Below are 24339 nucleotides of genomic sequence, written 5' to 3' on the forward strand. Positions count from 1 at the left end.
TGAGCAACATGTCTGAACAGCAAGTAAGGGAAGAGTTGACGAAGTATGCACGTAGAGCAGTTGCCCAAGGCTTGGTGGTAGGACCCGGTGGGAATCTGAGCGCTCGCTCTGGGGGAACGATGTTGTTGTCTCCAAGTGGTTATGCACTTGAGGATCTGGAGCCTGACGAATGGATCGCCATTGATATCGAGACAGGAGAGACTCGTGCGGGATCAACACGTCCATCTTCCGAAGTATTGATGCATCTGTACAGTTATCGTGTGAATCCTGATATCCAAGCCATTGTGCATACGCATCCGGCATATACGATCGCACTTAGTCTTGTTTTCGATGAATTGCCACACTTGTTCCCTGATCAGTCGGCCTTGGTAGGTGATATCGGATTTGTTCCATATGTTCTACCAACGACGAAACTACTTGCCGATGCAGTCTCAGCAAAGGTAGAAGAACATACGGCACTCATTCTCGTCAATCACGGATTGGTTACGACCGGTAAAAACCTCCGCGAAGCCTATTACCGCACCCAAGTGGTGGAAGAAAGCGCGAAGGTATATATGATCGCCAAAGCAGCCGGGGAACCCAAAGTGCTTACTGCCGAAGAATATAAGGAAATTCAATCGCTTGAAAGTGAAGCCTACCGTGTGCAGTTATTGCAACAACTCAAGTCTGATACCTGATTTGAGTATTAATGATTACATTTGTGATCTTAAAAGATTGCTACGTTAAGGGCAGATTGCATCCTCCAGATAAATGCTGGAATAAAGGATGTGAAATGCTCTTTTTTAATTTTGATTTTGAATTGAAAAGGTGCACAGTATAGCTGAGGGAATAATTCGCACTATTTCGATGAGAATTGTTGAAATTATGATGTCTGCAAGGTATACTAACGTTAATCATCAGTGAGTAACAACTACGAAGAAGATTAAAAAACAATTAAGTATCTAAGAGGGGTGAGATCAGTGGGTCCTGAGCTAAACGAAATGGAGTTGGAATACGAACTGCTAAAGCAGCTTCGAGACGCTAATGCTCCCATCGGGGCCAGTACGTTGGTTCATACTTTGGGCAAAACGTATGGTCTGAGTCAGGCAACCATCGGAAGAAGACTTATGGAGATGGATGTTGAAGGTTTTACAGTTCTGGAAGGTCGCAAGGGAAGAACTTTGACCGAACATGGTCTGGATCGAATGAAGACGTTGGAAAAAGATTTGCAGCAACAAAGCGTGAATTCACAGTTAATTCAGATGCTGAACCATTCCGGGGAAAAGGCTCTGCTAGATGTTCTCGTTGCCAGAAGGGCACTTGAGCGGGAGATCGCTTCCTTGGCAGCACAACGTGCCTCGAAAGAATACATAGTACTGTTGCAAGCATCTATTGCCAACCAGCATGAATTGCTCTCCAAGAATATTATACCATACGAGGAGGACCGGGAGTTTCACAGATTGCTGGCTTATGCTGCGCAAAACCAAATTCTTCTGCACGCGGTTGAACTGGTATGGGAAACAAGCCGCGATTTTCTGGAAACAGCGTATATTCGTAGGAGAGTAGGAAGTGAATTAGTTGTGGATCATCAGCAGATTCTGGATGCTATTGTAGCGGGCTCGCCGGAGCAGGCTGAAGCGGCAATGGTGAATCATATCAACCAAATGATCGATGATGTCAAACGTTATTTCGCCATGCAAAACCAATAACATTCCTTAGAAACAGACCCGGTGATAAAGGAGTTGAGCTTGTGGACACAAACTACCGTCTAGGCATAGATATCGGAGGTACTTTCACGGATGCGCTGGTGATGGACCATCAGGGCAGGGTGATTGCGGCGCTGAAGACGCCATCGATTGCAGTAGCTCCTGAACAGGCGATTTTTAACGCACTTGATCAGTTGAAGGCGAGTGGCGTGAATATTCATGAGATTGATCTGTTTGTGCATGGAACAACGCTTGGCGTCAACACGTTGATTGAGCGAAATGGCGCAGTTACAGGTCTGCTGGTCACTAAAGGATTCCGTGACATTCTTGAAATCCGCCGGTTGCGACTTGAGGATACAACCAATCTGTATGGTGACAAGACCGATGCGCTAGTACCGAGACATCGCGTTAAGGAAGTCGATGAACGGGTCATTGCGAGTGGAGGCATACTCCAGCCACTGAATGAGGAACAACTGTTGCAATCGGTGGATGAGCTGGTGGAGGATGGCGTTACCGCTTTGGCGATTAGCTTTTTACATGCTTATGTGAATCCTGCTCATGAGCAGCTTGCAGAAGATCTGATCAGGGAACGTTATCCGCAACTGTTCATCTGCCGAAGCAGCGCCATCTGGCCACAACAGCGTGAGTTCGAACGAACACTCGCAACGGCCATGAACGCTTATGTAGGTGAACGGATGGGGTCTTACTTCCTGCGTCTGCAAGAAGGGATTCAGGCATACGGCCTCAAAGCCAACTTGCTGTCGACCATGTCCAACGGTGGAATTATGACGGCTGCCAGAGCGGCTAATGAGCCGGTACGTACGCTGCTGTCCGGGCCTGCTTCCGGTGTAATCGCCGCGACCCATATTGCTGAACGAGCGGGCATTCATCAGGTCATCACATTTGATATGGGTGGGACAAGCGTTGATGTCGCCCTTATTGACAAAGAACCGAGTTATTCTTCTGAGAACAAGGTTGGAGATTTTCCTGTCATCATTCCCGCTGTTGATGTAACGGCTATAGGAGCTGGTGGTGGTTCAATTGCCTGGCTTGATTCCGTAGGCGTACTCAAGGTCGGGCCACTCAGCGCGGGAGCCAATCCCGGTCCGGCATGTTATCAGCGCGGGGGAGAAGAGCCGACAACCACAGATGCCTATCTACAGCTCGGTATCCTGCATGCTGACCGTTTCCTTGGCGGACAAATGCGTCTGTATCCCGAACTTGCAGAGTGTACTCTGGGCAATCTGGGAGAGAAGCTTGGACTGAATGCCGAACAGACTGCGCAAGCCATTCTTGATGTGGCAACCGCCAATATGTATGCCCAGTTTTCTCCCCTCATGGCTCGCAAGGGCGTTGATCCCCGCGATTTTACGTTGCTCGCATATGGTGGAGCAGGCCCGATGCATGCTTTTCTGATGGCACGCGAGGTAGGTATCGGCAGAGTGCTGATACCGCCATCTCCGGGAACACTGTGTGCCATGGGCTGCACGGTCGCCAATCTCCGCAATGATTTCGTTCATACGTTACACAAAAGTACCCAGACTCTGGAGTCTGGTGAATTAAGCTCTCTTTTTGCTGAATTGGAAAACCAGGGACGTAGCTGGATTGATGAGGAAGCCCGTGGTGGTGTCAAGTTGGACAATATTTATTGCCTATACAGTGCGGATATGCGATATGAGGGACAGGCCTTTGATCTTGAGGTCACGCTGACATTGGAAGAAATTGAAGATCCCAAGAAGGCAGGGATTAAATTCCATACGTCTTACCAAAACGTGTTTGGCATTAGTCAGCCAGAGGCAGAGGTTATGTTTGTAAGTCTCAGAGCGACCATTGTTGGTGTTTTACCTACCCATAACACGGTAGATCCGGCAAATTTGCCATTTGATGAGAGTGCAGCGGAAGAAAGGCTCATCACCTTTGACCATGTACAGCAGACAGCTAAGGTACTGAAAAGGGGACAAATTCCATCGGTGGATGCCCCCATCCCCGGGCCCATTATTGTGGAGGAATATGATACAACGATCTTTATTCCGCCAGGATATAAGGTATACCGGGATGTGCATGGGAACGTGATTGGGGAGGTGGAAGCATGATCGGTGACAAGGTCTTTCTTGAGATTTTTAACAACCGAATTCAAGCTGCCGTGGAAGAAATGGCAAATGTTGTTCTGCGCACAGGATTCACCGCTTTTGTCAAAGAAACTGGCGATTTTGGAACCTACCTCTTATCTCCATCCGGGGAAACGTTCGGATCGCCGCTGGAGACGGGTTACAATCTGTCCCTGGGCATCCCTGCTGCTGCGACCATTAACAGTATAGAAGACTGGAAAGAAGGGGATCTCGTCATATGTAATGATCCTTATTCCACCAAAGGCATGGTCACACACCTTCCAGACATTCATCTCATCAAGCCTTATTTTCACGAAGGGCGAATCATTGCTTACGGCATGTGCTTTGTCCATTCATCCGATGTGGGCGGCAAGGTACCGGGGAGCGTATCTCCCAGCGCCTACGATATTCATATGGAAGGCATTCGAATTGCACCAGTCAAGCTGTATGAAGCTGGTGTTCTCAACGAGCAGATCCTGCGAATGTTTATGGACAACAGCCGAATTCCGGAGCAAAATCTCGGTGATCTCAAAGCGCTTATGGCTGCATTGAATCGGGGAGAGCAGCGGCTCGAGGATCTCATACAACGTTATGGCGTGGAAAAAATTCAACAGGGCATCGAACAATTGCTGGAATATGCCGAGCTGAAGGCACGTGTTATCGTGCAGGATATCCCGGACGGTTCCTATGACTTCTGGGACTATCTGGAGAAAGGACCAGGGGGATATCCTATCCGGTTACGCTGCAAAATGACGATTGCAGGCAGTGACATTCATCTGGACTTTAGCGGCACCGATCCTCAGGTCAGGGCTTCATTCAACATTCCTACCCACAACCAACAGGGGCATTACATGCTGGTGCCCGCACTCATTCGTTATTTCCGTACGCTCGATCCGACAATTCCGTGGAATTCGGGCATGATTCGCATGGTGCGAAATTACGCGCCGCCTGCTTCCGTACTTAACCCGGAGCCGATGGCAGCAGTTGGGGCACGTGCTGCGACCTTTATCCGGCTGATGGACGTTATCACGGGAGCACTAGGGAAAGCTCAGGGCAGCATGGTTCCCGCGGCAGGAGCTGGACAAGCTTGCATTGTCATGATGGCGATGACAGATGCATCCGATGGCAAGAAAAAGGTGGGCGTAATTCAGCCGATCTGCGGAGGTTCGGGAGCTAGGCCGATGAAAGACGGCATTGATGGCATGGATTTTGCGGTCGGTCATCTTCGGAATATTCCTGCGGAAACGGTGGAATCCGAGATGCCTGTGTTGATTGAGCATTATGGTCTTCGTGCTGACTCGGCGGGTGCAGGAACCTTCCGTGGCGGAAGCGGGATTGACCTGTGCGTCAGAATTCTAACACCGGATACGGTGATGACGGCCAGAAACATGGAGCGTATGGAGTTCCAGCCCTGGGGCAGGCTCGGTGGTGGCGTAGGTTCACATGGAGAAGCGATTCTTAATGCTGGACGTGCAAGTGAGCATCATCTGGGAAGAATTGATGAGCTGCTGCTTCAACCTGGAGAAACGGTTACGTTCCTGTCGCAAGGCGGAGGCGGATATGGTGATCCACTTGAACGTGAACCACGCCTAGTTCTGGAGGATGTAAGAAGTGGACTAGTATCCCCGGAGAAAGCCCTTGATTTATACGGTGTTGTGATTGACGGCCTGGAGCTGAACGAGAGCGATACCGAACAAATGCGAGCCAAGCGACCACGGCAGCAGGAGGAATTCGCCTTTGGCAAGGCGCGGGAGCAATTTGAAGACATATGGAGCGATGAGATGCAGGTAACACTGAATCAGGCCTTGCTGAATGCTCCGCTTGCACTAAGAGACTATCTGAAGCGTCAGACCATGGGCGTTGTAGAGGAGAAGTATAAGGATTCCCTATCTGTAGATCCACGGGAGATATCCGACATTATGGAAGGTTTACGCCAGCAAATAGGGTTGCATTGATCAAGTGTATGGAGACTATCTAGTTCTGTCTTATCGGTAAAACCAACTACATGGATGGGGGAATTTGCATGTTCAAATCCAACAAAAAACGCTTTCTCAGCCTCGCCTCTCTAACACTGGCTGGTACATTGGTGCTTTCCGCCTGCGGTGGAGCAGGCAGCTCAAGTAATACTGCCGGAGAGACCGACTCTTCAGGAGCAAGCGGAGACAAAGTTAAGCTGACGATGTTTATCTGGGCTGGCTCCAATCAGGATGTCGTTCCGAAAGAAGTGGTTGCCGAGTATGTGAACGAACATCCCAACGTTGAAGTCACCTTTGAGGAATCCTCCAATTCGGTAATGTACCCCAAGATGGTCGCAGGCAAGCAGGCTGATGCCAACAATCCGGTGGTTAACTTCGGTTACTTCAATGCAGATGCGACGGCAAAAGGATTGAATGATGACATGTGGGAGCCACTGGATACCAGCATTGTGACCAATATTAAGGATATTCCGGAGTCCTTCCACAAGCCAGACAATAAAGGTGTGGTCTGGGGCGTTTCAAGCTTCGCCCTGGTGTATAACAAAGACCTGGTGAAAACGCCGCCTACCAGCTGGAACGATCTATGGGATAACGAGGAGTTCAAAGGGAAAACTGCGCTCTGGGACTATATGTTCTATTCCTATATCTCCCCACTTATTGCTGCCAAAGGTCAAGAGATTGGCGCATCCTATGAAAATCCCGAGCCAGCCTTCCAGTTCTGGGCAGATCGTAGTGACCAGATTGGCACATTGGTTTCATCCAATGATCAGCTGAAGGCACTCCTGGAGTCAGGTGATGCGCTCATTGCCCCATTCAGTGCACAGGTTGCACAGACATGGATTGATGGTGGTTCTCCACTTGCCGTAGCGTATCCGAGTGAAGGTGCCATCTCCTTCCCATACACACTTCAGGTAGTGAAGGGCTCAACACCTGAGCAGGCACGTGTTGCAAATGAAATTATTAACGAGTTGTTGAGCGCGGAGGCGCTGTCACAATATGCAGAAGCAACGGGTACGCCAGTAACCAGTACGACAGCTGCAGTTCCGGACAAGTACAAGGATGATCCTTCATTCTCCGTGGAAACGCAAAGTAATGGTATTAATCCAGACTGGGATGTGCTTGCACAGAACAGCTCTTCCTGGAAAGAACTATGGGACCGTCTCGTGAAAACAAAACTTCAATAAAAGGATTGTTGCCAGGCACACAATAATTCCGGGTTCTGTTATGAACCCGGAATGGATGGGAGGGAATCAGAGATGAGCAGCGGACAAGAGACCATATCCATTGAAACAAGGGAAGTCACGAAGACTTATGGTAAGCGAGCCGCCGTTGATCAAGTAACACTCCAAGTGAAAAAGGGTGAATTCGTTTCCTTGCTTGGTCCGAGTGGCTGTGGCAAAACAACACTGCTGCGCATGCTTGGCGGACTTGAGCAGCCGGATCAGGGCACCATTATGCTGGGAGGTCGGGATGTTACTGGCATCCCGGCTTATGGACGCAATAGCAATATGATTTTTCAGCAGCTTGCGCTGTTCCCTCATATGGATGTATTCAACAACATTGCCTATGGGCTAAAGGTGAAGAAGTTACCAAAAGTCGATATCCAACGGCAGGTAGGTGAAATGCTTGATCTGGTCCAGCTCGGAGACTATGGCAGGCGTGCTGTATCCGAGCTGTCCGGGGGTCAGGCACAACGCGTCGCCATTGCTCGCGCACTGATCAACAGACCCGAAGTGCTACTGCTTGATGAACCTCTCTCTGCATTGGACATGCAGCTGCGTCTCGATATGCAGCGTGAACTGAAACGCATCCAGCGTGAATTCGGCGGAACGTTTATCTTTGTAACGCATGATCAGAGCGAAGCCATGAATATGTCTGACCGAATTGGCGTTATGCGCGATGGAAGGCTGCTGCAATACGCAACCCCTGATGAAATCTATGAAAGACCGACCGATAGTTTCGTGGCCAAGTTTATTGGAGATACCAATCTCTTTGAGACGGAATTACTGGGACATGATGTGAATGGAATTCGGGTGGAATGCTTCGGCAAGCCATTGCTGGTGAAAGTCAGTGATGGCAATGCTGTACCGAAAGCGGGAGCACGACATTCCTTATCAATCCGCAATGAGTATATTCGACTTGGAGAAGATGCAACTCATTGCCTGAACAAGCTGGATGGACACGTGATTGAAGCGGTGTATGGCGGAGCAAATATTCGATACAGTGTGCAGATTGCTGAAGGTTTTCTGGTTCAGGCCAGTGTGCTGCATCAGCGGGGAGCTTCACGTTATAGTCCAGGTGAGCCAATACAAATTGGCTTTGATCCAGAGGACGCGCTCTTGTTATCCGAACCCATTGATGACCGTGTACAGGGGGCAAGAATATGAACCGGATCGCGGAACGGATCGTGAATCTGTATTCCTTTGGAAACCGCACATGGGTAACCCGGTTGCTGCTTCTGTTGCCTGCGCTTGCTCTGATGGGCATCGTGTATCTGGGCGGGTTGCTGATCTTTGGCAGATATAGCTTTGATATGTATGAGAATGGAAAGCTTATTCGGGGCTGGGATTGGGGGGCCTATCGTGCGTTTCTGTCTGATCCTTACTATTGGAAGCTGATTGGCACAACGTTTCGCATTGCCTTCAAGGTTACGCTATGGAGTCTTCTGCTTGCCTATCCACTGGCGTATTGCATAGCGGGTCTAAAGAAGCCTGGCATGAAGCAATTGTTGCTGCTGCTCACGTTTCTTCCGCTACTGGTCAGCGCGGTTGTGCGTTCTTACGGATGGCAGCTGTTACTGTCCAAACAGGGTTTCATGAACTGGCTGTTCATCCGGTTGGGGCTTACCGAGGAAGGGTTCAGCATGATATACAACGAGACAGGTGTTGTTGTGGCCCTTGTCCATATTTTTCTGCCATTTATGGTCTTTCCGATCCTGAATGTACTGTCCCAAAGTGACGCTTCCTTAAAGGCAGCTGCTCAGGATCTGGGGGCGGGCAGCTGGAGAACGTTCCTGACCATTACCCTGCCTTTATCGGCAAGAGGTATTGCAAGCGGGGTACAGATTGTGTTCACGTTATGCCTCACCGCATTCACCACACCTCAATTGATCGGTGGGGGAAGAGTCATGACACTTCCGGTGTTTATATATCAGCGAACCTTGGACACGAACTGGCCGATGGCTGCGGTTGCCAGCCTGTTTTTACTTGTGTCTTCCATTGTTGTCTCGTTGCTTGTGAATAAAGGAGCAGAAACGTTGATGTTCCGTCGTTCCAGTAAGGGAGGTCAGGCGTATGGTTAAGTCGAACAGGGGCACCAAGCTGTTACTCTACATCTTTGTGGGTGCCGTAGCGATTTATTTGCTGCTGCCACTGCTGATGATTATGTTGACATCTGTAGGCTCAGGTTCAGCCAGCAAATTTCCCCCGGAAGGTCTAACCTTGAAGTGGTATGCCAATCTGAGTGAGCAGACCCAGTTTCTCGATGCATTCAAGAACAGCCTTATTGCTTCTACAGGGGCGGTTCTGCTGGCTTTGATTACAGGTACGCTTGCTGCGTTAGCAATCGTGCAATACCCTTTCCCGGGCTCTGGTATCTTAAGGGCATTTTTTGTATCTCCAATGGTTATGCCAAAAATTACGCTGGGTATTGCATACCTGATTTTATTCTCGAAAATGCATATTGCTGGTGGACTGTTTGCACTTATTTTGGGTGAAGCGGTCATTGTGCTTCCATTTGTGCTCACTATTGTGGGCAGTGCGTTAGCCAATCTGCACCCGGCTCATCGGGAAGCTGCCGCGGACCTTGGCGCAGGGCCGATGCGCATTTTTTTCACAATTACGTTGCCACAGCTCCGACTATCCCTGCTTCTGTCAGGGTCAATCGCTTTTGTCTTCACTTTCGATCAGGTAGAGGCTGCTCTGTTGCTGCTCCGTCAGGACAGCTACACGTTGCCAATACAACTATTCCTGTATATGGAGAAATGGCAGGACCCAACGATAGCCGTGGTGTCTGTTGTATTGATCGCGTTTGCGCTGGCTCTGTTTATGACGATTAAACTAGTACTGCGCTCTGTACCAGGACTTGAAAGTTTGTTTGGTCGCAGGAAAACAAAAGGAGGTCTGGATCAAAATGAATAATTCACTGCATCTATCCCATAGCTCAGGTCTGAACCGGGACCTGGCGGAAGAAATGATGAAAACTCAAGGGCTAAGCGCCCTGATCGCAACAACTCCAGAGAACATTCACTATGTCATCGGGTCCCAGCTACGTGCAAGCAACTGGACCATGCAGATTTATGCGGTTTTACCTGCCGACAGATCTGCAAAGCCTTGTATCGTCATTCCGACGAATCGGTTAGGCGTTGTAGCCCAGTTCGGTATAACGGGGGTAGATATATTTGCCTACAGTGATTTCTTCGTGGAAGGTTCAATTGAAGGCAAACCTTCCACTGACGACATTGATCTCTTTTATTCTCTCCTGCAAACGACGGTCATTCATCCAGGTCCTGTTGAAGCACTCAAGGCAGCATTAAAACAGCTTGAGATCGAAGATCAGCCGATTGGAATCGATGAGATGCGGATCGCTCCCGATATTCTGGCTAGAATCAAGGAGGAGGTTCCTGACAGACCGGTAATTCCCGCATATAAGTTGTTCCGAGAAATCCGTCTGGTCAAGACACCTTTCGAAATCGAGCAACTTCGTCAGGCTGCCCAATTAAATGAACGGATTGAGCAGGAACTAATTGACCTGATTGCAGCAGGTGTTCATGAGAAGCAACTTGCGGATCATTATCGTCTGGCTGTGATGAGAGCAGGTGGAACTCCGGCAATGACAGCGGTAGGGGCAGGGCCACGCAGCGCATTACCACTCATCGAAAATTATTTTCATACGATTGAGACCGGAGATCAGGTCCGTTTCGATCTTTGCCTGCAGCTGGAAGGATACTGGGGAGATACGGGCCGCACGGTTGTTGCAGGGGAGCCTACCGCTTGGATGAAAAAACATTTTGCTGCGGTCAAAAGTGGATGGGAGACGGCACTTGAAACGCTGCGCCCTGGCGTCAAGGCGTCGGAAGTATTCCATGCGGCAGTATCTCGCGTACAGCGTGAGGGGATTCCGCATTACCGACGTCAGCATGTCGGACATGCCATCGGGTTGGAACTGTACGACGATATAACCCTCTCCCCGGGTGACCAGCGGATACTGGAGCCCGGTATGGTGTTATGTGTTGAGGTACCCTATTACGAGCTAGGTGCTGGTGGATTCCAAATCGAAGATACAATTGTTGTAACGCCAGATGGTTATGATTTTTTAACCCATATGGAGCGGAAATTGTTCACTAAATAACGATAGATGGAAGGCTTCGCTGACCGGCGATCAGACCACAGTCGATCCAAGAAGCTTTCTTACTGGGAAAGTTGGAACATCCATGATTCAGCAGGGAACTAAGACGTTTCGTAACATTAGCCTTGCACTGTTCGCCGGAGGTTTTGTCACTTTTGCTTTGCTCTACAGCCTCCAGCCCCTGATGCCTGAGATTAGCAACGCATTCTCCATTACGCCGGCACACGCCAGTCTTACGTTATCCGTTACAACGATCGCCATGGCACTGACGATGCTGTTCATCGGGTCCATGTCTGATTCTGTGGGCCGACGCTTTATAATGACAGCTGCACTGGTGATATCTTCAGTTATTGCTTTGCTCAGCGCATTCAGCCCGGGATATACGGAGCTTCTTCTACTTCGTATTCTCCAGGGTGTGGCACTCGCGGGGTTGCCAGCGATAGCTATGACATATTTGTCAGAAGAAATTGAACCTAGAAGTCTTGGTTATGCTATGGGCCTATATATAAGTGGCAATTCGATAGGAGGCATGGCCGGCCGTTTCATCAGCGGTGTGGTGACAGATTGGTTCAGTTGGCGCGCTGCTGTGGGTTTCATTGGTATTCTTGGACTGTGTGCAGCCGTTATTTTTTGGCTTGTCATCCCGCCATCCCGTCATTTTGTCAAAGCTGCACCCGGATTCAAAAATCCAATACCTCTTTTGTGGTCACAATGTCGCAATCCAAGGCTGTTATGCCTGTATGGACTCGGTTTTCTCCTGATGGGGGGATTCGTGACCCTGTTCAACTATATCGGTTTTGAATTAACGGGTGAACCCTATCATCTTAGCCAGTCTATCGTTGGAAGTCTTTTTGTGGTATATCTGATGGGCACGGTAAGCAGCACCTGGATGGGCAGGCTGGCAGATCGGTACGGCAGGTCACATGTGCTTGGAATCGCGCTGGGAATTATTCTGGCTGGTGCAGTCTGTACCGTTCATCCAGCGCTTTGGGTCAAAATTATCGGACTCGCCCTGTTTGCCTTTGGTTTCTTTGGCGGTCATTCCATCGCAAGCAGCTGGGTTGGACTCGTGGCCAATCAGCACAAATCCCAGGCCAATGCGTTGTATTTATTTTTCTACTATCTTGGTTCAAGCGTAAGTGGAACAGGAGGTGGACTGCTTTACAGTCATCTTGGATGGATAGGCATTGTGGGGATGATCGGTGTGTACGTTTTGATCGGTTTTGTCTTGTGTAATTTGCTTGTTCACAGGTTGAAGGGACAGGCTACATAAATCAACTTTTTCCGACAGCTATTGCATATCCTGAAATACCGAGTATAATACTTGGTAAATAGACGAAAAGGGGATGCAATAAACGATGAAAACACATGCTGAATTGAACTCACTTCTTGTTGACGATTATCTGGATCTCCTGAACATTGCGAAACAGCTAGGTGATGACGAATGGAAAGATGCTATTCTGCAAGCATTGAAGGAAGAAGTCGATGCGAATCATCATCTGGATTCCAAAGAGGTAAGACAGGATTTATGGATTCAATTCGAAGGCATTAATGAACAAATGCATGATCTGTTAATGCAATTGAAGCATGCCGACAGTCCTGAGGAGAAAGAGCAGATTATTGAAATGATCTGGGGATTGAAAGTAGACCGTCATGCGATCACACGTAAACTTGAAACCATGAGCCGTGCCAGCGCTGGACATCAATAAGCTCTAGGTTGATTATACATTGAAAACCCGCGTGTTCCCTGGGATTATCTCCTGGGTCACACGCGGGTTTTGTTTATGTTTTAATTGTTTACTACACTTTAAGTGAGTGTTCAAAAGCGGACTTTTTGAACTACTTCTATTAAAACTGTTTTGCGAAAGTAGTTGCCTGCTCGATAGCTTGTTGCTTGATCTCATCTGCACGATCTTTATATTGATTGTGCCCCTCAACAAAAATGCCATCAAGCTTCGGCACACCGAGGAATGACATGATAATGCTTAAGTAACGATGACCGGATTCCATCTGAGCCGCTGGGCCTTCGGAATAAATGCCACCGCGCGCCTGAATATGCAGTGCTTTTTTGTCGGACAACAGTCCAACAGGACCTTGTTCGGTATAACGAAATGTTTTGCCAGCTACGCAGATCGAGTCGACATAAGCCTTCAGAATAGGAGGAAACGAGAAGTTCCACATCGGGGTTACAAAAACATATTTATCTGCTGAGGCAAATTGATCCGACAGTTCATTCAAACGACTTACTTTGGTCTGCTCTTCGGCAGTCAGATCACTGCCCGATTGCAGTTTGCCCCAACCACTGAAGACATCCGCATCGATATGGGGGATATCCGAGCGATACAGATCGAGGTGAACAACCTCATCAGAAGGGTGACTTTCACGATACGCATCAATAAATGCTTTGCCCGTAGCCATGCTGAAGGAGGTTTCATGATCATGAGGATGGGCAGTAATATACAATAAGGTAGACATGTTGTTCTTCCTCTCTGTGCGATTAATGGGGTGAAGCATTCTTCTGCAATGATGAAGCGACCGCAATAGTATGCATCGTTTGCCCCGTTTTATACGTAAGAAAGGGATATGTATGGATTGATCATGATACTGAATTGCATGCTATATAGTGACCAGATACTCAATCCATGTATAATATACAGGACGAGTATTTGTTTTCCAAAGACAATAGGATGAGTGAGATGAGCGCACATGGGAATGGACCTGGAGAAGCAACGATTAAGCATTGAAGCAGCGAAATTGTATTATCAGTCCGATTATAGCCAGCAGGATATTGCCGCAAGGCTGGGCGTGTCGCGTCCAACCGTATCAAGGTTACTTCAGTACGCCAAAGATCGTGGATACGTGCGGATTGAAATTATGGACCCGTTGGAGGATATCGACATCATTGCCGGAGAACTTAAGTCGAAATATGATCTGGATACGGCACTTGTGTGTTTTGCCCCGTTGAAGAGTGATGAGGAAATACAGAAGCATATCAGTAAACGAGCAGCGGATTATCTTCAAGAGACGGTTCAGGATGCTGATATTATCGGGGTGACTTGGGGAACAACCATGCATGCTGTAGCACGCCAACTTCGTCCCAAGCAGGTTAAAGGTGTCGAAGTCGTGCAATTGAAGGGGGGCGTAAGCCACTCCCATGTCAATACCTATGCCGCTGAGATTGTTCATTTGTTCGCTGAGGCATTCCATACGGTACCAAGATATCTGCCGCTGCCTGTGATTTTCGACAACATTGAAGTAAAAAACATGGTGGAAGCGGATCGACATATCGGCAGAATCGTGGAACTTGGCAGACAGGCCAACATTGCTTTGTTTACCGTGGGTACTGTGAAGGAAGATGCATTATTGTTCAGGCTCGGTTACTTCAATGAAGAAGAGCAACAATTGCTGATGAACTCCGGTGCAGGTGACATTTGTTCACGCTTTTTCGACGCGGAAGGTCAGTTGATCAGTGAAGAGATTAACAGCAGAACCGTTGGAATTGATCTAGCCGAGTTGAGAAATAAGGAAAAATCAATCCTTGTTGCCGGGGGACAACGCAAAATTGAAGCCATTCACGCCGCGCTCAAAGGTCATTACGCAAATATTCTGGTCACGGACCAGTACACAGCGCAGGCATTACTTCGATTTTAATTTCAAACGAATATGGATGACAACATCTGCCACGTAAAAAGGGCGGATGTTTTGCTTTATTAGGAAGAAAATATAACGAAGAAGAAATGTAAGTGTAACTGTGAACAAAAGTTCAAGTTGATTTTTACATATGTTCATGTTAGTGTAAGGGTATAGAAAATAACTAGTTCAGATAAGGGAGAGATTCAATTGACTACACCACAATTAGCTAAAATGATCGACCATACGTTGCTTCGTGCGGACGCAACGCAAAGTGAAATGGCCAAGTTAACCGAAGAAGCAAAGCAATATCAGTTTGCTTCCGTATGTGTTAACCCAGGCTGGGTTGCTTATGCTGCTGAGCAGTTGCAGGGTTCTGGCGTAGATATCTGCACCGTTATTGGTTTCCCTCTGGGAGCATCTACATCGGAGACAAAAGCTTTCGAAACGAAAGATGCGATTGCTAAAGGTGCAACTGAAGTCGATATGGTCATCAACATCAGTGCTTTGAAAGATGGCAAAGATGATTTCGTTGAACAAGATATTCGTGCTGTTGTTGAAGCGGCTGCGTGTAAAGCTTTAGTGAAAGTTATTATTGAAACTTGTCTGTTGACGGATGAAGAGAAAGTACGTGCTTGTCAGGCAGCTGTGCGAGCTGGAGCTGATTTTGTTAAAACTTCTACAGGTTTCTCCACAGGTGGAGCAACGCCAGAAGATATCGCTTTGATGCGTCGTACTGTAGGTCCTGATGTTGGCGTTAAAGCTTCCGGTGGCGTACGTAGCCTGGAAGATATGCAAAAAATGATCGAAGCGGGTGCAACTCGTATCGGTGCAAGTTCTGGTGTGAAGATCATGCAGGGCGAACAGTCTTCATCGTCTTACTAATTCGTTGTAATCTGACTCGTTAGATAACATCTAGGCTTTGCCTCACGGGATTAAACTTGTTCTTCATGTTAATCATTAATATGGAGAACAAGTTTCAAGCCTGAAAAAGCCTTTTTATTTTTTTAGCCTGAAAATTGATATAAAACGAATTTATTGTAAGCGCTTTACTTGTTTTCTGAAAGGTTTATTTCATTACACGCATGAAAAACCTTTGAGCTGAATTTTCACATCCGGCTTAACTACCTTCAAAGGAGAAATCAAATGAAATTTCTAATTGCCATTATCGGCTTACTCGTTGTTTTTGGACTGGCTTATATCGCAAGCAACGGCAAAAAGCAGATTCGTTACCGGCCGCTGGCTATCATGATTGTTTTGCAAGTTATACTAGCTTATGCTCTGTTGAATACAGGAGTGGGTACTTTTTTAATTGGCGGTTTCGCGACCGTATTTAAAAGTTTACTCGACTATGCGAATGAAGGTATCGCATTTGTATTTGGGGGTTTGACTACTGTAGGTGCCGAAAGCGGGGGGGCACCGTTCTTCCTCAGCGTATTGATGCCGATTGTTGTCATCTCCGCCCTTATCGGTATATTGCAGTATATCCGAATCTTGCCTTTTGTTATAAAATATATTGGTCTGGTATTAAGCAAAATCAACGGAATGGGCAGACTGGAATCATATAACGCGGTTGCTTCGGCTGTATTGGGGCAATCTGAAGTGTTCATTTCTGTGAAAAAACAAATTGGGTTGTTGCCAAAACATCGGCTGTACACCTTGTGTGCTTCGGCGATGTCCACGGTATCGATGTCGATTGTTGGTGCTTATATGACCATGATCGAGCCGAAATATGTGGTTACAGCTCTTGTACTGAACCTGTTTGGCGGTTTTATCATTGCTTCTATTGTGAATCCTTATGAGGTTACAGAGGAAGAAGATATATTGGAAGTACAGGAAGAGGAGAAACAGTCCTTCTTCGAAATGCTCGGCGAATACATCCTGGATGGATTCAAAGTTGCTATCATCGTAGCTGCGATGTTAATCGGTTTTGTTGCCTTGATCGCACTTGTTAACGGAATTTTCAGCGCGGTGCTTGGCATTTCGTTCCAGGAGCTACTTGGTTATGTGTTTGCACCATTTGCCTTCATCATGGGTGTTCCATGGAAAGAAGCGATTCAGGCAGGAAGTATTATGGCAACCAAAATGGTATCCAACGAATTCGTAGCTATGCTTAATTTGAAGGAGACTGCAATGTCTGCCAGAACAACGGGTATCGTATCTGTCTTCCTCGTGTCGTTCGCCAACTTCTCCTCCATCGGTATCATTGCTGGTGCGGTGAAGGGACTCCATGAAAAGCAAGGTAATGTGGTCGCCCGCTTCGGTCTGAAGCTGCTTTACGGTGCTTCGCTTGTCAGCGTGCTGTCAGCGATCATTACTGGACTGTTCTTGTAAACCGGATTATTGGAAGGAGTGCTTAGGTTATGTCAACATTCAAAAGAGTACATCTGATCGTTATGGATTCTGTAGGGATCGGCGAAGCGCCGGATGCAGCAGAATTTGATGATTTTGATGTAGATACCTTCGGTCACATTGCACGTGAACGCGGAGGTCTGAAAATGCCTCACATGGCCAGTCTCGGACTGTCCAACATCAAAGAAATCGAGGGTGTCCCTGTAGCGGATGCACCTAAAGCGTACTACACCAAGATGCAGGAAGCATCCAGAGGCAAAGACACAATGACAGGTCACTGGGAGCTGATGGGTCTTTACATTGATACACCTTTCCGTGTGTTCGAGAATGGTTTTCCTGATGAGTTGATTCAACGCATTGAAGAGAAAACGGGTCGCAAGGTGATCGGTAACAAACCGGCCAGCGGCACGGAAATTCTGGATGAGCTGGGTGCAGAGCATGTTGAAACTGGCGCGCTCATCGTTTATACATCCGCCGATTCGGTTCTGCAAATTGCAGCACATGAGGACGTTGTTCCACTGAAAGAGCTGTATGAGATCTGTGAGTTCTGCCGTGAAATTACACTTGAAGATCCGTATATGCTCGGCCGCATTATTGCACGTCCATTTGTAGGTGAAGCGGGTAACTGGAAACGTACTGCAAATCGTCATGACTATGCGCTTAAACCTTTTGGTCGTACTGTTATGAATGAACTGCAAGATAGCGGATTTGATGTGATTGCTTTGGGTAAAATCGCAGATATCTATGATGGCGAAGGTGTAACCAAGGCTGTTCGTACCGTCTCTAACATGGATGGCATGGACAAGTTGTCTGAAACAATGGATGAAGAGTTCACTGGACTCAGCTTCCTGAACCTGGTTGATTTTGATGCCCTGTACGGTCACCGTCGTGATCCGCAAGGTTATGCTCAGGCACTTGAAGACTATGATGCACGGCTGCCAGAGATTTTTGCCAAAATGACCAATGATGATCTGCTGCTGATTACAGCTGACCATGGTAACGATCCAACCTACCGCGGTACAGACCATACACGTGAATATGTACCTCTGCTTGCCTACTCTCCACGCTTCAGCGAGGGCAAAAAGCTTGATCTGCGCAGCACATTTGCTGACCTTGGCGCAACCGTAGCCGAGAACTTTGGAGTGAAAATGCCGGAATACGGCACCAGCTTCCTGAAGGATTTGAAATAAGTTTTTCAAAAACTGGATAGGGGAGGTCGGAGTGGTTTAAGCTGCTCCGGTCCTGCCATCATAATAGACTAATTGTATAACTGGAGGAGATTCATTCATGAGTACACATATTGGAGCAAAACCCGGAGATATTGCAGAAACGATCCTTTTGCCAGGTGACCCTTTGCGCGCGAAATATATCGCAGATACGTACCTCGAAGATGTTGTATGTTACAACGAGGTTCGTGGGATGCTCGGTTACACAGGTACATATCAAGGACACCGCATTTCGGTGCAAGGTTCAGGGATGGGAATTCCGTCCTTTGCAATCTATGCTAACGAATTGATCAGCGAATATGGCGTAAAAAACCTGATTCGTGTAGGAACTTGTGGCGGTATGCAGGAGCATGTACGTGTACGTGACGTCATCCTTGCACAAGCAGCATGTACAGATTCCAGCATGAACAAACACGTATTCGGTGGTTATGACTTCTCACCAATTGCTACGTTCTCCCTGCTGAAAGAAGCCTATGACCGTGCAACAGCTAAAGGTATGAAGATTCACGTTGGTAACGTATTCAGCTCCGATTCTTTCTACCGCGATGACCGTTCCGTAACCGAGAAGTTGATGAAACACGGCGTACTCGGCGTAGAGATGGAAACAACAGCACTATACACCATCGCTGCCAAGTTTGGTGTTAACGCACTGACGATCCTGACGGTAAGTGACCACTTGCTGACAGGCGAAGAAACATCTGCCGAAGAGCGTCAAAAAACGTTTAACGACATGATGGTAGTTGCCCTGGACACAGCAATCACACTGTAATTGTTGCATTTTATATTCATAATCATTTGATTTTAATCGAAACTTTTGTTTTAAGCACGGAGTGAAGGACCCGGAATCGATTCTGAAGAAGCAAAGCGTTCGCCTTTGTCTCCGAGTTTTCCCATTGCAAAATGGATCAAAAAACTTGGAGACAACAGCGATCGGAGGAACGATCCGGAGCCGTAACGGACTAACAACAAAGTGTTCAATACAATCAATACACACACAAGGAGAGATCATCATGAGAATGGTAGACATTATTGCTAAGAAACGCGACGGAAAAGAACTGACAACAGCTGAGATTGATTTTGTTGTTCAAGGATACACACAAGGAGAAATCCCCGACTATCAAGTCAGCGCTTGGGCGATGGCGGTATTCTTCAAAGATATGACAGACAAGGAACGCGCCGATCTGACGATGTCGATGGTGAATTCCGGTGAAACTATTGACCTGTCCGCTATCGAAGGCATCAAAGTAGACAAGCACTCCACAGGAGGAGTGGGCGATACAACAACATTGGTACTTGCTCCGCTTGTTGCTGCGCTGGATGTTCCTGTTGCCAAAATGTCCGGACGTGGACTTGGTCACACGGGTGGTACAACAGACAAGCTGGAATCCGTTGCTGGTTTCCACGTAGAGCTTGAAAAAGAAGAGTTCATTCGTCTCGTAAACGAACACAAGGTTGCAGTTATCGGACAAAGTGGTAACCTAACGCCAGCAGACAAAAAGCTCTATGCACTGCGTGACGTAACAGCTACCGTTAACTCCATTCCACTGATCGCCAGCTCCATCATGAGCAAGAAAATTGCAGCAGGTGCTGATGCAATCGTATTGGATGTTAAAACGGGTGCTGGTGCATTCATGAAAACAACGGAAGATGCTAAAGAATTGGCACATGCCATGGTAAGCATCGGTAACAATGTTGGTCGTAAAACGATGGCTGTTATCTCCGATATGTCCCAACCACTGGGCCTGGCGATTGGTAACGCGCTTGAAGTGAAAGAAGCCATCCTCACCCTGCAAGGTAAAGGTCCAAAAGATCTGGAAGAACTGTGTCTGGCACTTGGACGTCAAATGGTATTCCTTGCTGGCAAGGCAGATTCCTTGGAGCACGCTGAGGAGAAATTGAAAGAAGTGATCCAGAACGGTAAAGCACTGGAGAAATTCAAAGATTTCTTGGCAAACCAAGGCGGAGACGCTTCGGTTGTGGATCATCCAGATCGTTTGCCACAAGCACAATATCTCGTTGAAGTCCCAGCAGATAAAGATGGCTATGTTGCCGGAATCGTCGCTGACGAAATCGGAACTGCAGCAATGCTGCTCGGCGCAGGCCGTGCAACAAAAGAGTCTGAGATCGATCTCGCGGTTGGTCTGATGCTGAACAAAAAAGTGGGTGACCCAGTCAAAGCTGGTGAGTCCCTCGTTACGATCCATGCCAATCGTGAAGACGTAGCAGACGTCATCGCGAAGATCAAAGAAAACATTACAATTGCGGATCATGCCGATGCTCCTGTATTGGTTCATGATATCGTAACGGAATAATACAATCAGAGAAGACGAGATGTAATCTCGTATCTGACTGAACATGAAAGCCCCAAAGCGATGTAATCCATAGCTTTGGGGCTTTTTTCGTTGAATAGCATGCTGTTACTACAAGCAACTACGGGCTCTTTATTTTCTCATACGCCATCACCGAGTCCGCATTGGTATAAATATAAGGAGTGGACGGCTCGGATACAGGTGTCACCTTTGTGGCCCGAATCTCAATCGTATCCTTACCGTTCACCTGTGCAGACTCGATGCTGCCATCGATTTGTACCCAACTGTCTGTAGGGAAGCTATCCGCTTCGGGGATGTGAATCATCACGCCAAAGGGAGCCGCATCAGCAGGGCAGCACATGACCAGAAATCGTCCCAGTGCAAAATGTGATTCATGATCCATGCTTTTGTCCCGATAAACGAACCCGGTTAAGGAGATATCTTTGCCTGCAAATTGTCGCTGGAACATATCGATCGTGCCGAGGGTTTCAGAGAAGATCTCGGGATAGACTCGGATGACCTGTTCTACATACAACTTCTCCGCCAGTTCAGCGAATTCGCGGCTATACTCGTCTGGGGGAATGAATTGTACTTTGGTAGGCGATGCAGGCTGAACGGTCGTTGGTTTTTGCGTGAGATCTTGTACATTCAATTGCGTTGCCGGATCAGGTAAAGGCTCTTTGCGACGAATCTCGGGAGGGGAATAAGTGAGAGACATGCCTTTCTGGCTAGCCATGGAGCTGCCGAGCGCCCGATCAGGTAACAGAAACCCCAGCAACAAGGGGATAGCAATAAGACCATATACCAACGAGCTGCGTAGGAAACCGGAAGGAGGTGGATGTTCACAGTCGCAATGAACCTCGTTACTGCCGAACAGTCCATGCCACGCCATGATAACTGCAATAAACAATAAGGGAACAGGGCAGCATAATAGCAGTTTTTGCATGGTAGGAGCCAAATAATAATGAAGCGAATCACTTGAATTCAACTGAATAATGTACACTGCCACCCCGCCGATCCAGCCTGCACGGATCAGGTTATGCCATTGGATGACGTGTGACCTTGGAACAGGAGGTTTGGTCATCGTATAGACAGTGTGGTTCATAATCATCACCTCATCTCTATTCATAGTTAGTATGAAAGTTCATGTGATTAACCATTCAGGCCATGAAGTATGTTGCTCAACCTTTATACCAGTAGGTTAATCAACCACGAGCCGGCAAAAACGAGCGTAATAATCGCTAGACTTAGACCAATAACAAATCGGGTACGGAAGGTGGAGAGTAGCATGAGCGTGCTTTTGAAATCCAGCATCGGACCAAGTACAAGGAAGGATACCAGCGGCCCCAGTGCAAACGTATGTGAGAACGCAGAAGCCACAAAAGCATCGGACGTGGAGCAGAGAGACAGTACATAAGCAAAACCCATCATGAACACGTAAGAGGCAACAGGACCATTACCAAGTGAGATCAGATCACTGCGGCTAATGAATGTCTGGATGCAGGCTGTAATCAAGGCACCGATCACCAAATATTTGCTCATATCGACAAATTCGTCTCCGGCATGAATGAAGAAGCTGCGCCAGTTTTTTACATGGTTATGATCATGTGCATTTGCGTGCGCGTGAGGTTGCGCCATTTTAAAACCAGGATGTGTCTTAACCTCTGTCGCTGCGACTTTTGGCATCCGAAGAGGATTTCGACGAACAAACACATACACAAGCATGCCTATGGAAGCCGCTACAGCAAAGGCCAGTCCCATGCGGGCAATGGTAATCTCAGGATGGGAGGGAAAGGCGAGCAAGGTTGCGGTAAATACGATGGGATTGACTACGGGACCACTCAGAATGAACGTAACTGCGATATAGGCTGGCATGCCTTTGTGCATCAACCTTCTCACTACCGGGATCATGCCACATTCACAGATGGGGAAAATAATACCGAGTAGTCCTGCGACCAGCACACCGCCTATCGGATTTTTTGGCGTGAGTTTACGGACCATTTCTTCAGATACGAACCACTGCATGAGCGAGGACAATAGCACACCCATGAGCAGAAAAGGTGCGGCTTCAAGGAAAATACCTATGAATACGGTTTTCATATTTTGCAAAGCTTCACTGTTCCATGCTTCCTTCAAGTCTGGAGCCATTGTGATCAACACGGGAACAAGAAATGCACAAGGGATCAGGAAGGACAGGAGCTTCAGATTGGCTGCCATTTTCATGAAACAGACCTCCACAACTAGGACTTTGCTAAAATATATGCTTGTACGTGCGGCAACATACATCATTCCTATGTTCTAATCAACATTTTTACGATTAATCAAGATTTTTCATCATATTAGAGTTGACAATCCAAAGAAAACTACGGTATAGTTCGGATTGATCATTATTAATAGTAATAATTACGATTAAAGTTTCAACTTAAACAGAGTGGAGGAAGCAGAAATGTCAGATCAACAGGTTCAACAGCGGGTTCCAGTAACCGTACTTAGTGGATATTTGGGTGCAGGCAAAACGACACTTCTCAATCATGTGCTTCATAACCGCGAGGGGATGCGGGTTGCTGTTATCGTCAATGATCTCAGTGAGGTTAATATTGATGCGGGTTTAATACGAGATGGTGGAGGGTTATCGCGCATTGATGAGAAGCTTGTAGAGATGTCCAATGGTTGCATCTGCTGCACATTGCGGGAGGATCTGCTGAAAGAAGTCGAGCGGCTGGCTTTGGATGGTTCTTTTGACTACATATTAATAGAATCTACGGGTATTGGTGAGCCGTTACCTGTTGCGCAGACGTTTACGTATATCGACGAGGAACTTGGCATTGGTTTGACGAAATTCACTCGTCTCGACACGATGGTTACGGTTGTCGATGCTGCCCAGTTCTGGCGTGATTTTTATTCCAAAGAAACACTGAAGGATCGTGGACAGGAAGCGGGGGAGGACGATGTTCGCGGAATCGTTCATCTGCTGACGGATCAAGTGGAATTCTGTGATGTGCTGATTCTGAACAAATGTGATCTAGTATCGGAGGAAGAACTTTCGAAGCTTGAGAAGGCACTACATGCAATGCAACCGGAAGCTAAGTTGATTCGCACGACACATGGGCGGATTGATCCGAGAGAGATATTGAATACCGGACGTTTTGATTTTGAAAAAGCAAGCCAGTCCGCAGGTTGGATCCGCGAATTAATGAAAGAGGAACATACGCCGGAGACTGAAGAATATGGAATTCATTCATTTGTCTATCATCGTAAACGTCCATTCCACCCGGAACGGTTGCTGCGTTGGATTGCGAAATATCCAGATAGCATCGTGCGATCCAAAGGTCTGATGTGGTTGGCAACAAGGAACCATATGGCAATCTCTTTCAGTCATGCAGGCACATCGAAGCAGCTTGCGCCAGCAGGAATATGGGTAGGTGCGATGAGTGAGGAGGAAAGGCAACTTCATTTTGGCGACACGCTGCCAAGCATACCGGACTGGGATGATGAGTGGGGTGACCGGGTGACGAAATTGGTATTTATCGGCATTGACATGGACCGGGCTGAGATTGAACGTACATTGGATGAGACTCTTCTTACGGAGGAGGAGATGCGGATGAACTGGCGTGAACTGAAAGATCCTTTTCTCGCGTGGAGTTGAAGTGAAAAGAAAAGATCTTCAAGTGCAATAGTGCCCCTGAAGATCAATGCTTATATTGTAT

The 24339-nt window shown here is 47.5% G+C and carries 21 protein-coding genes; 18 read left to right on the plus strand and 3 right to left on the minus strand.

Annotation, left to right across the window (positions count from 1 at the left end; translation table 11 throughout):
• The first annotated feature begins 8 nt into the window (after window positions 1–8).
• From MHB71_RS07900 to MHB71_RS07950, 11 genes are all read left to right on the plus strand, one after another.
• A complete protein-coding gene (locus tag MHB71_RS07900; RefSeq protein ID WP_340029241.1) occupies window positions 9–677 on the plus strand; it encodes a class II aldolase/adducin family protein in 669 nt (222 codons plus the stop codon).
• Between the two features lie 282 nt (window positions 678–959).
• The gene (locus tag MHB71_RS07905) at window positions 960–1688 is read left to right on the plus strand and encodes an FCD domain-containing protein (RefSeq protein ID WP_256719991.1); all 729 of its coding nucleotides are present in this window, start codon (window positions 960–962) and stop codon (window positions 1686–1688) included.
• 41 nt (window positions 1689–1729) lie between these two features.
• The gene (locus MHB71_RS07910) at window positions 1730–3778 is read left to right on the plus strand and encodes a hydantoinase/oxoprolinase family protein (protein ID WP_340029242.1); all 2049 of its coding nucleotides are present in this window, start codon (window positions 1730–1732) and stop codon (window positions 3776–3778) included.
• Window positions 3775–5748: a hydantoinase B/oxoprolinase family protein gene (locus tag MHB71_RS07915; RefSeq protein ID WP_340029243.1), complete on the plus strand. Its 1974-nt coding sequence runs from the start codon at window positions 3775–3777 to the stop codon at window positions 5746–5748. The genes MHB71_RS07910 and MHB71_RS07915 overlap by 4 nt, the downstream gene beginning before the upstream one ends.
• 68 nt (window positions 5749–5816) lie before the next feature.
• Entirely contained in the window at window positions 5817–6953 is a 1137-nt protein-coding gene (locus MHB71_RS07920) for an extracellular solute-binding protein (protein ID WP_338706209.1), read from the plus strand.
• Window positions 6954–7025: 72 nt separating this feature from the next.
• Window positions 7026–8156 carry an ABC transporter ATP-binding protein gene (locus tag MHB71_RS07925; RefSeq protein WP_076250384.1) on the plus strand — a complete coding sequence of 377 codons (1131 nt, stop codon included), beginning with the start codon at window positions 7026–7028 and terminating at the stop codon, window positions 8154–8156.
• Window positions 8153–9070 (plus strand): ABC transporter permease, encoded by a 918-nt coding sequence (locus MHB71_RS07930; protein WP_340029244.1) that lies wholly within the window; start codon window positions 8153–8155, stop codon window positions 9068–9070. The genes MHB71_RS07925 and MHB71_RS07930 overlap by 4 nt, the downstream gene beginning before the upstream one ends.
• Entirely contained in the window at window positions 9063–9908 is an 846-nt protein-coding gene (locus MHB71_RS07935; protein WP_036673735.1) for an ABC transporter permease, read from the plus strand. Before MHB71_RS07930 ends, MHB71_RS07935 begins: the two co-directional genes overlap by 8 nt.
• Window positions 9901–11118 carry a Xaa-Pro peptidase family protein gene (locus MHB71_RS07940; protein ID WP_340029245.1) on the plus strand — a complete coding sequence of 406 codons (1218 nt, stop codon included), beginning with the start codon at window positions 9901–9903 and terminating at the stop codon, window positions 11116–11118. Before MHB71_RS07935 ends, MHB71_RS07940 begins: the two co-directional genes overlap by 8 nt.
• Window positions 11119–11200: 82 nt before the next feature.
• On the plus strand, window positions 11201–12388 hold the full coding sequence (locus MHB71_RS07945; RefSeq protein WP_127549137.1) for an MFS transporter: 1188 nt from the start codon (window positions 11201–11203) through the stop codon (window positions 12386–12388).
• Between the two features lie 85 nt (window positions 12389–12473).
• Window positions 12474–12824 (plus strand): hypothetical protein, encoded by a 351-nt coding sequence (locus tag MHB71_RS07950; protein ID WP_036613800.1) that lies wholly within the window; start codon window positions 12474–12476, stop codon window positions 12822–12824.
• A gap of 139 nt (window positions 12825–12963) precedes the next feature.
• On the opposite strand, the gene MHB71_RS07955 is transcribed toward MHB71_RS07950, so the two are convergent.
• Complete coding sequence (locus MHB71_RS07955; protein WP_340029246.1) at window positions 12964–13590, minus strand: FMN-dependent NADH-azoreductase; 627 nt, start codon at window positions 13588–13590, stop codon at window positions 12964–12966.
• Window positions 13591–13827: 237 nt separating this feature from the next.
• Here MHB71_RS07955 and MHB71_RS07960 point away from each other — a divergent pair, with 237 nt between their 5' ends.
• The 6 genes from MHB71_RS07960 (at window position 13828) to MHB71_RS07985 (ending at window position 20635) form a co-directional block, all read left to right on the plus strand.
• The gene (locus MHB71_RS07960) at window positions 13828–14766 is read left to right on the plus strand and encodes a sugar-binding transcriptional regulator (protein WP_062836066.1); all 939 of its coding nucleotides are present in this window, start codon (window positions 13828–13830) and stop codon (window positions 14764–14766) included.
• A 213-nt stretch (window positions 14767–14979) separates the two neighbouring features.
• A complete protein-coding gene (deoC, locus tag MHB71_RS07965) occupies window positions 14980–15630 on the plus strand; it encodes a deoxyribose-phosphate aldolase (protein WP_340030139.1) in 651 nt (216 codons plus the stop codon).
• Window positions 15631–15891: 261 nt separating this feature from the next.
• Complete coding sequence (locus MHB71_RS07970) at window positions 15892–17079, plus strand: NupC/NupG family nucleoside CNT transporter (RefSeq protein WP_036613804.1); 1188 nt, start codon at window positions 15892–15894, stop codon at window positions 17077–17079.
• Between the two features lie 29 nt (window positions 17080–17108).
• On the plus strand, window positions 17109–18287 hold the full coding sequence (gene deoB / locus MHB71_RS07975) for a phosphopentomutase (protein WP_047843308.1): 1179 nt from the start codon (window positions 17109–17111) through the stop codon (window positions 18285–18287).
• A 97-nt stretch (window positions 18288–18384) separates the two neighbouring features.
• Window positions 18385–19092 carry a purine-nucleoside phosphorylase gene (deoD, locus tag MHB71_RS07980; RefSeq protein WP_017688193.1) on the plus strand — a complete coding sequence of 236 codons (708 nt, stop codon included), beginning with the start codon at window positions 18385–18387 and terminating at the stop codon, window positions 19090–19092.
• Between the two features lie 241 nt (window positions 19093–19333).
• The gene (locus MHB71_RS07985; protein ID WP_036613808.1) at window positions 19334–20635 is read left to right on the plus strand and encodes a pyrimidine-nucleoside phosphorylase; all 1302 of its coding nucleotides are present in this window, start codon (window positions 19334–19336) and stop codon (window positions 20633–20635) included.
• 118 nt (window positions 20636–20753) lie between these two features.
• Here the strand turns inward: MHB71_RS07985 and MHB71_RS07990 are convergent, their stop codons facing one another.
• A complete protein-coding gene (locus MHB71_RS07990) occupies window positions 20754–21737 on the minus strand; it encodes a TIGR03943 family protein (RefSeq protein ID WP_340029247.1) in 984 nt (327 codons plus the stop codon).
• An 83-nt stretch (window positions 21738–21820) separates the two neighbouring features.
• Window positions 21821–22855 (minus strand): permease, encoded by a 1035-nt coding sequence (locus MHB71_RS07995; RefSeq protein WP_340029248.1) that lies wholly within the window; start codon window positions 22853–22855, stop codon window positions 21821–21823.
• 223 nt (window positions 22856–23078) lie between these two features.
• On the opposite strand from MHB71_RS07995, the gene MHB71_RS08000 reads away from it, so the two are divergent.
• Complete coding sequence (locus MHB71_RS08000) at window positions 23079–24278, plus strand: GTP-binding protein (RefSeq protein ID WP_340029249.1); 1200 nt, start codon at window positions 23079–23081, stop codon at window positions 24276–24278.
• Window positions 24279–24339: the final 61 nt, after the last annotated feature.

Source organism: Paenibacillus sp. FSL H7-0940, from assembly GCF_037979415.1.
GTDB lineage: Bacteria > Bacillota > Bacilli > Paenibacillales > Paenibacillaceae > Paenibacillus > Paenibacillus amylolyticus.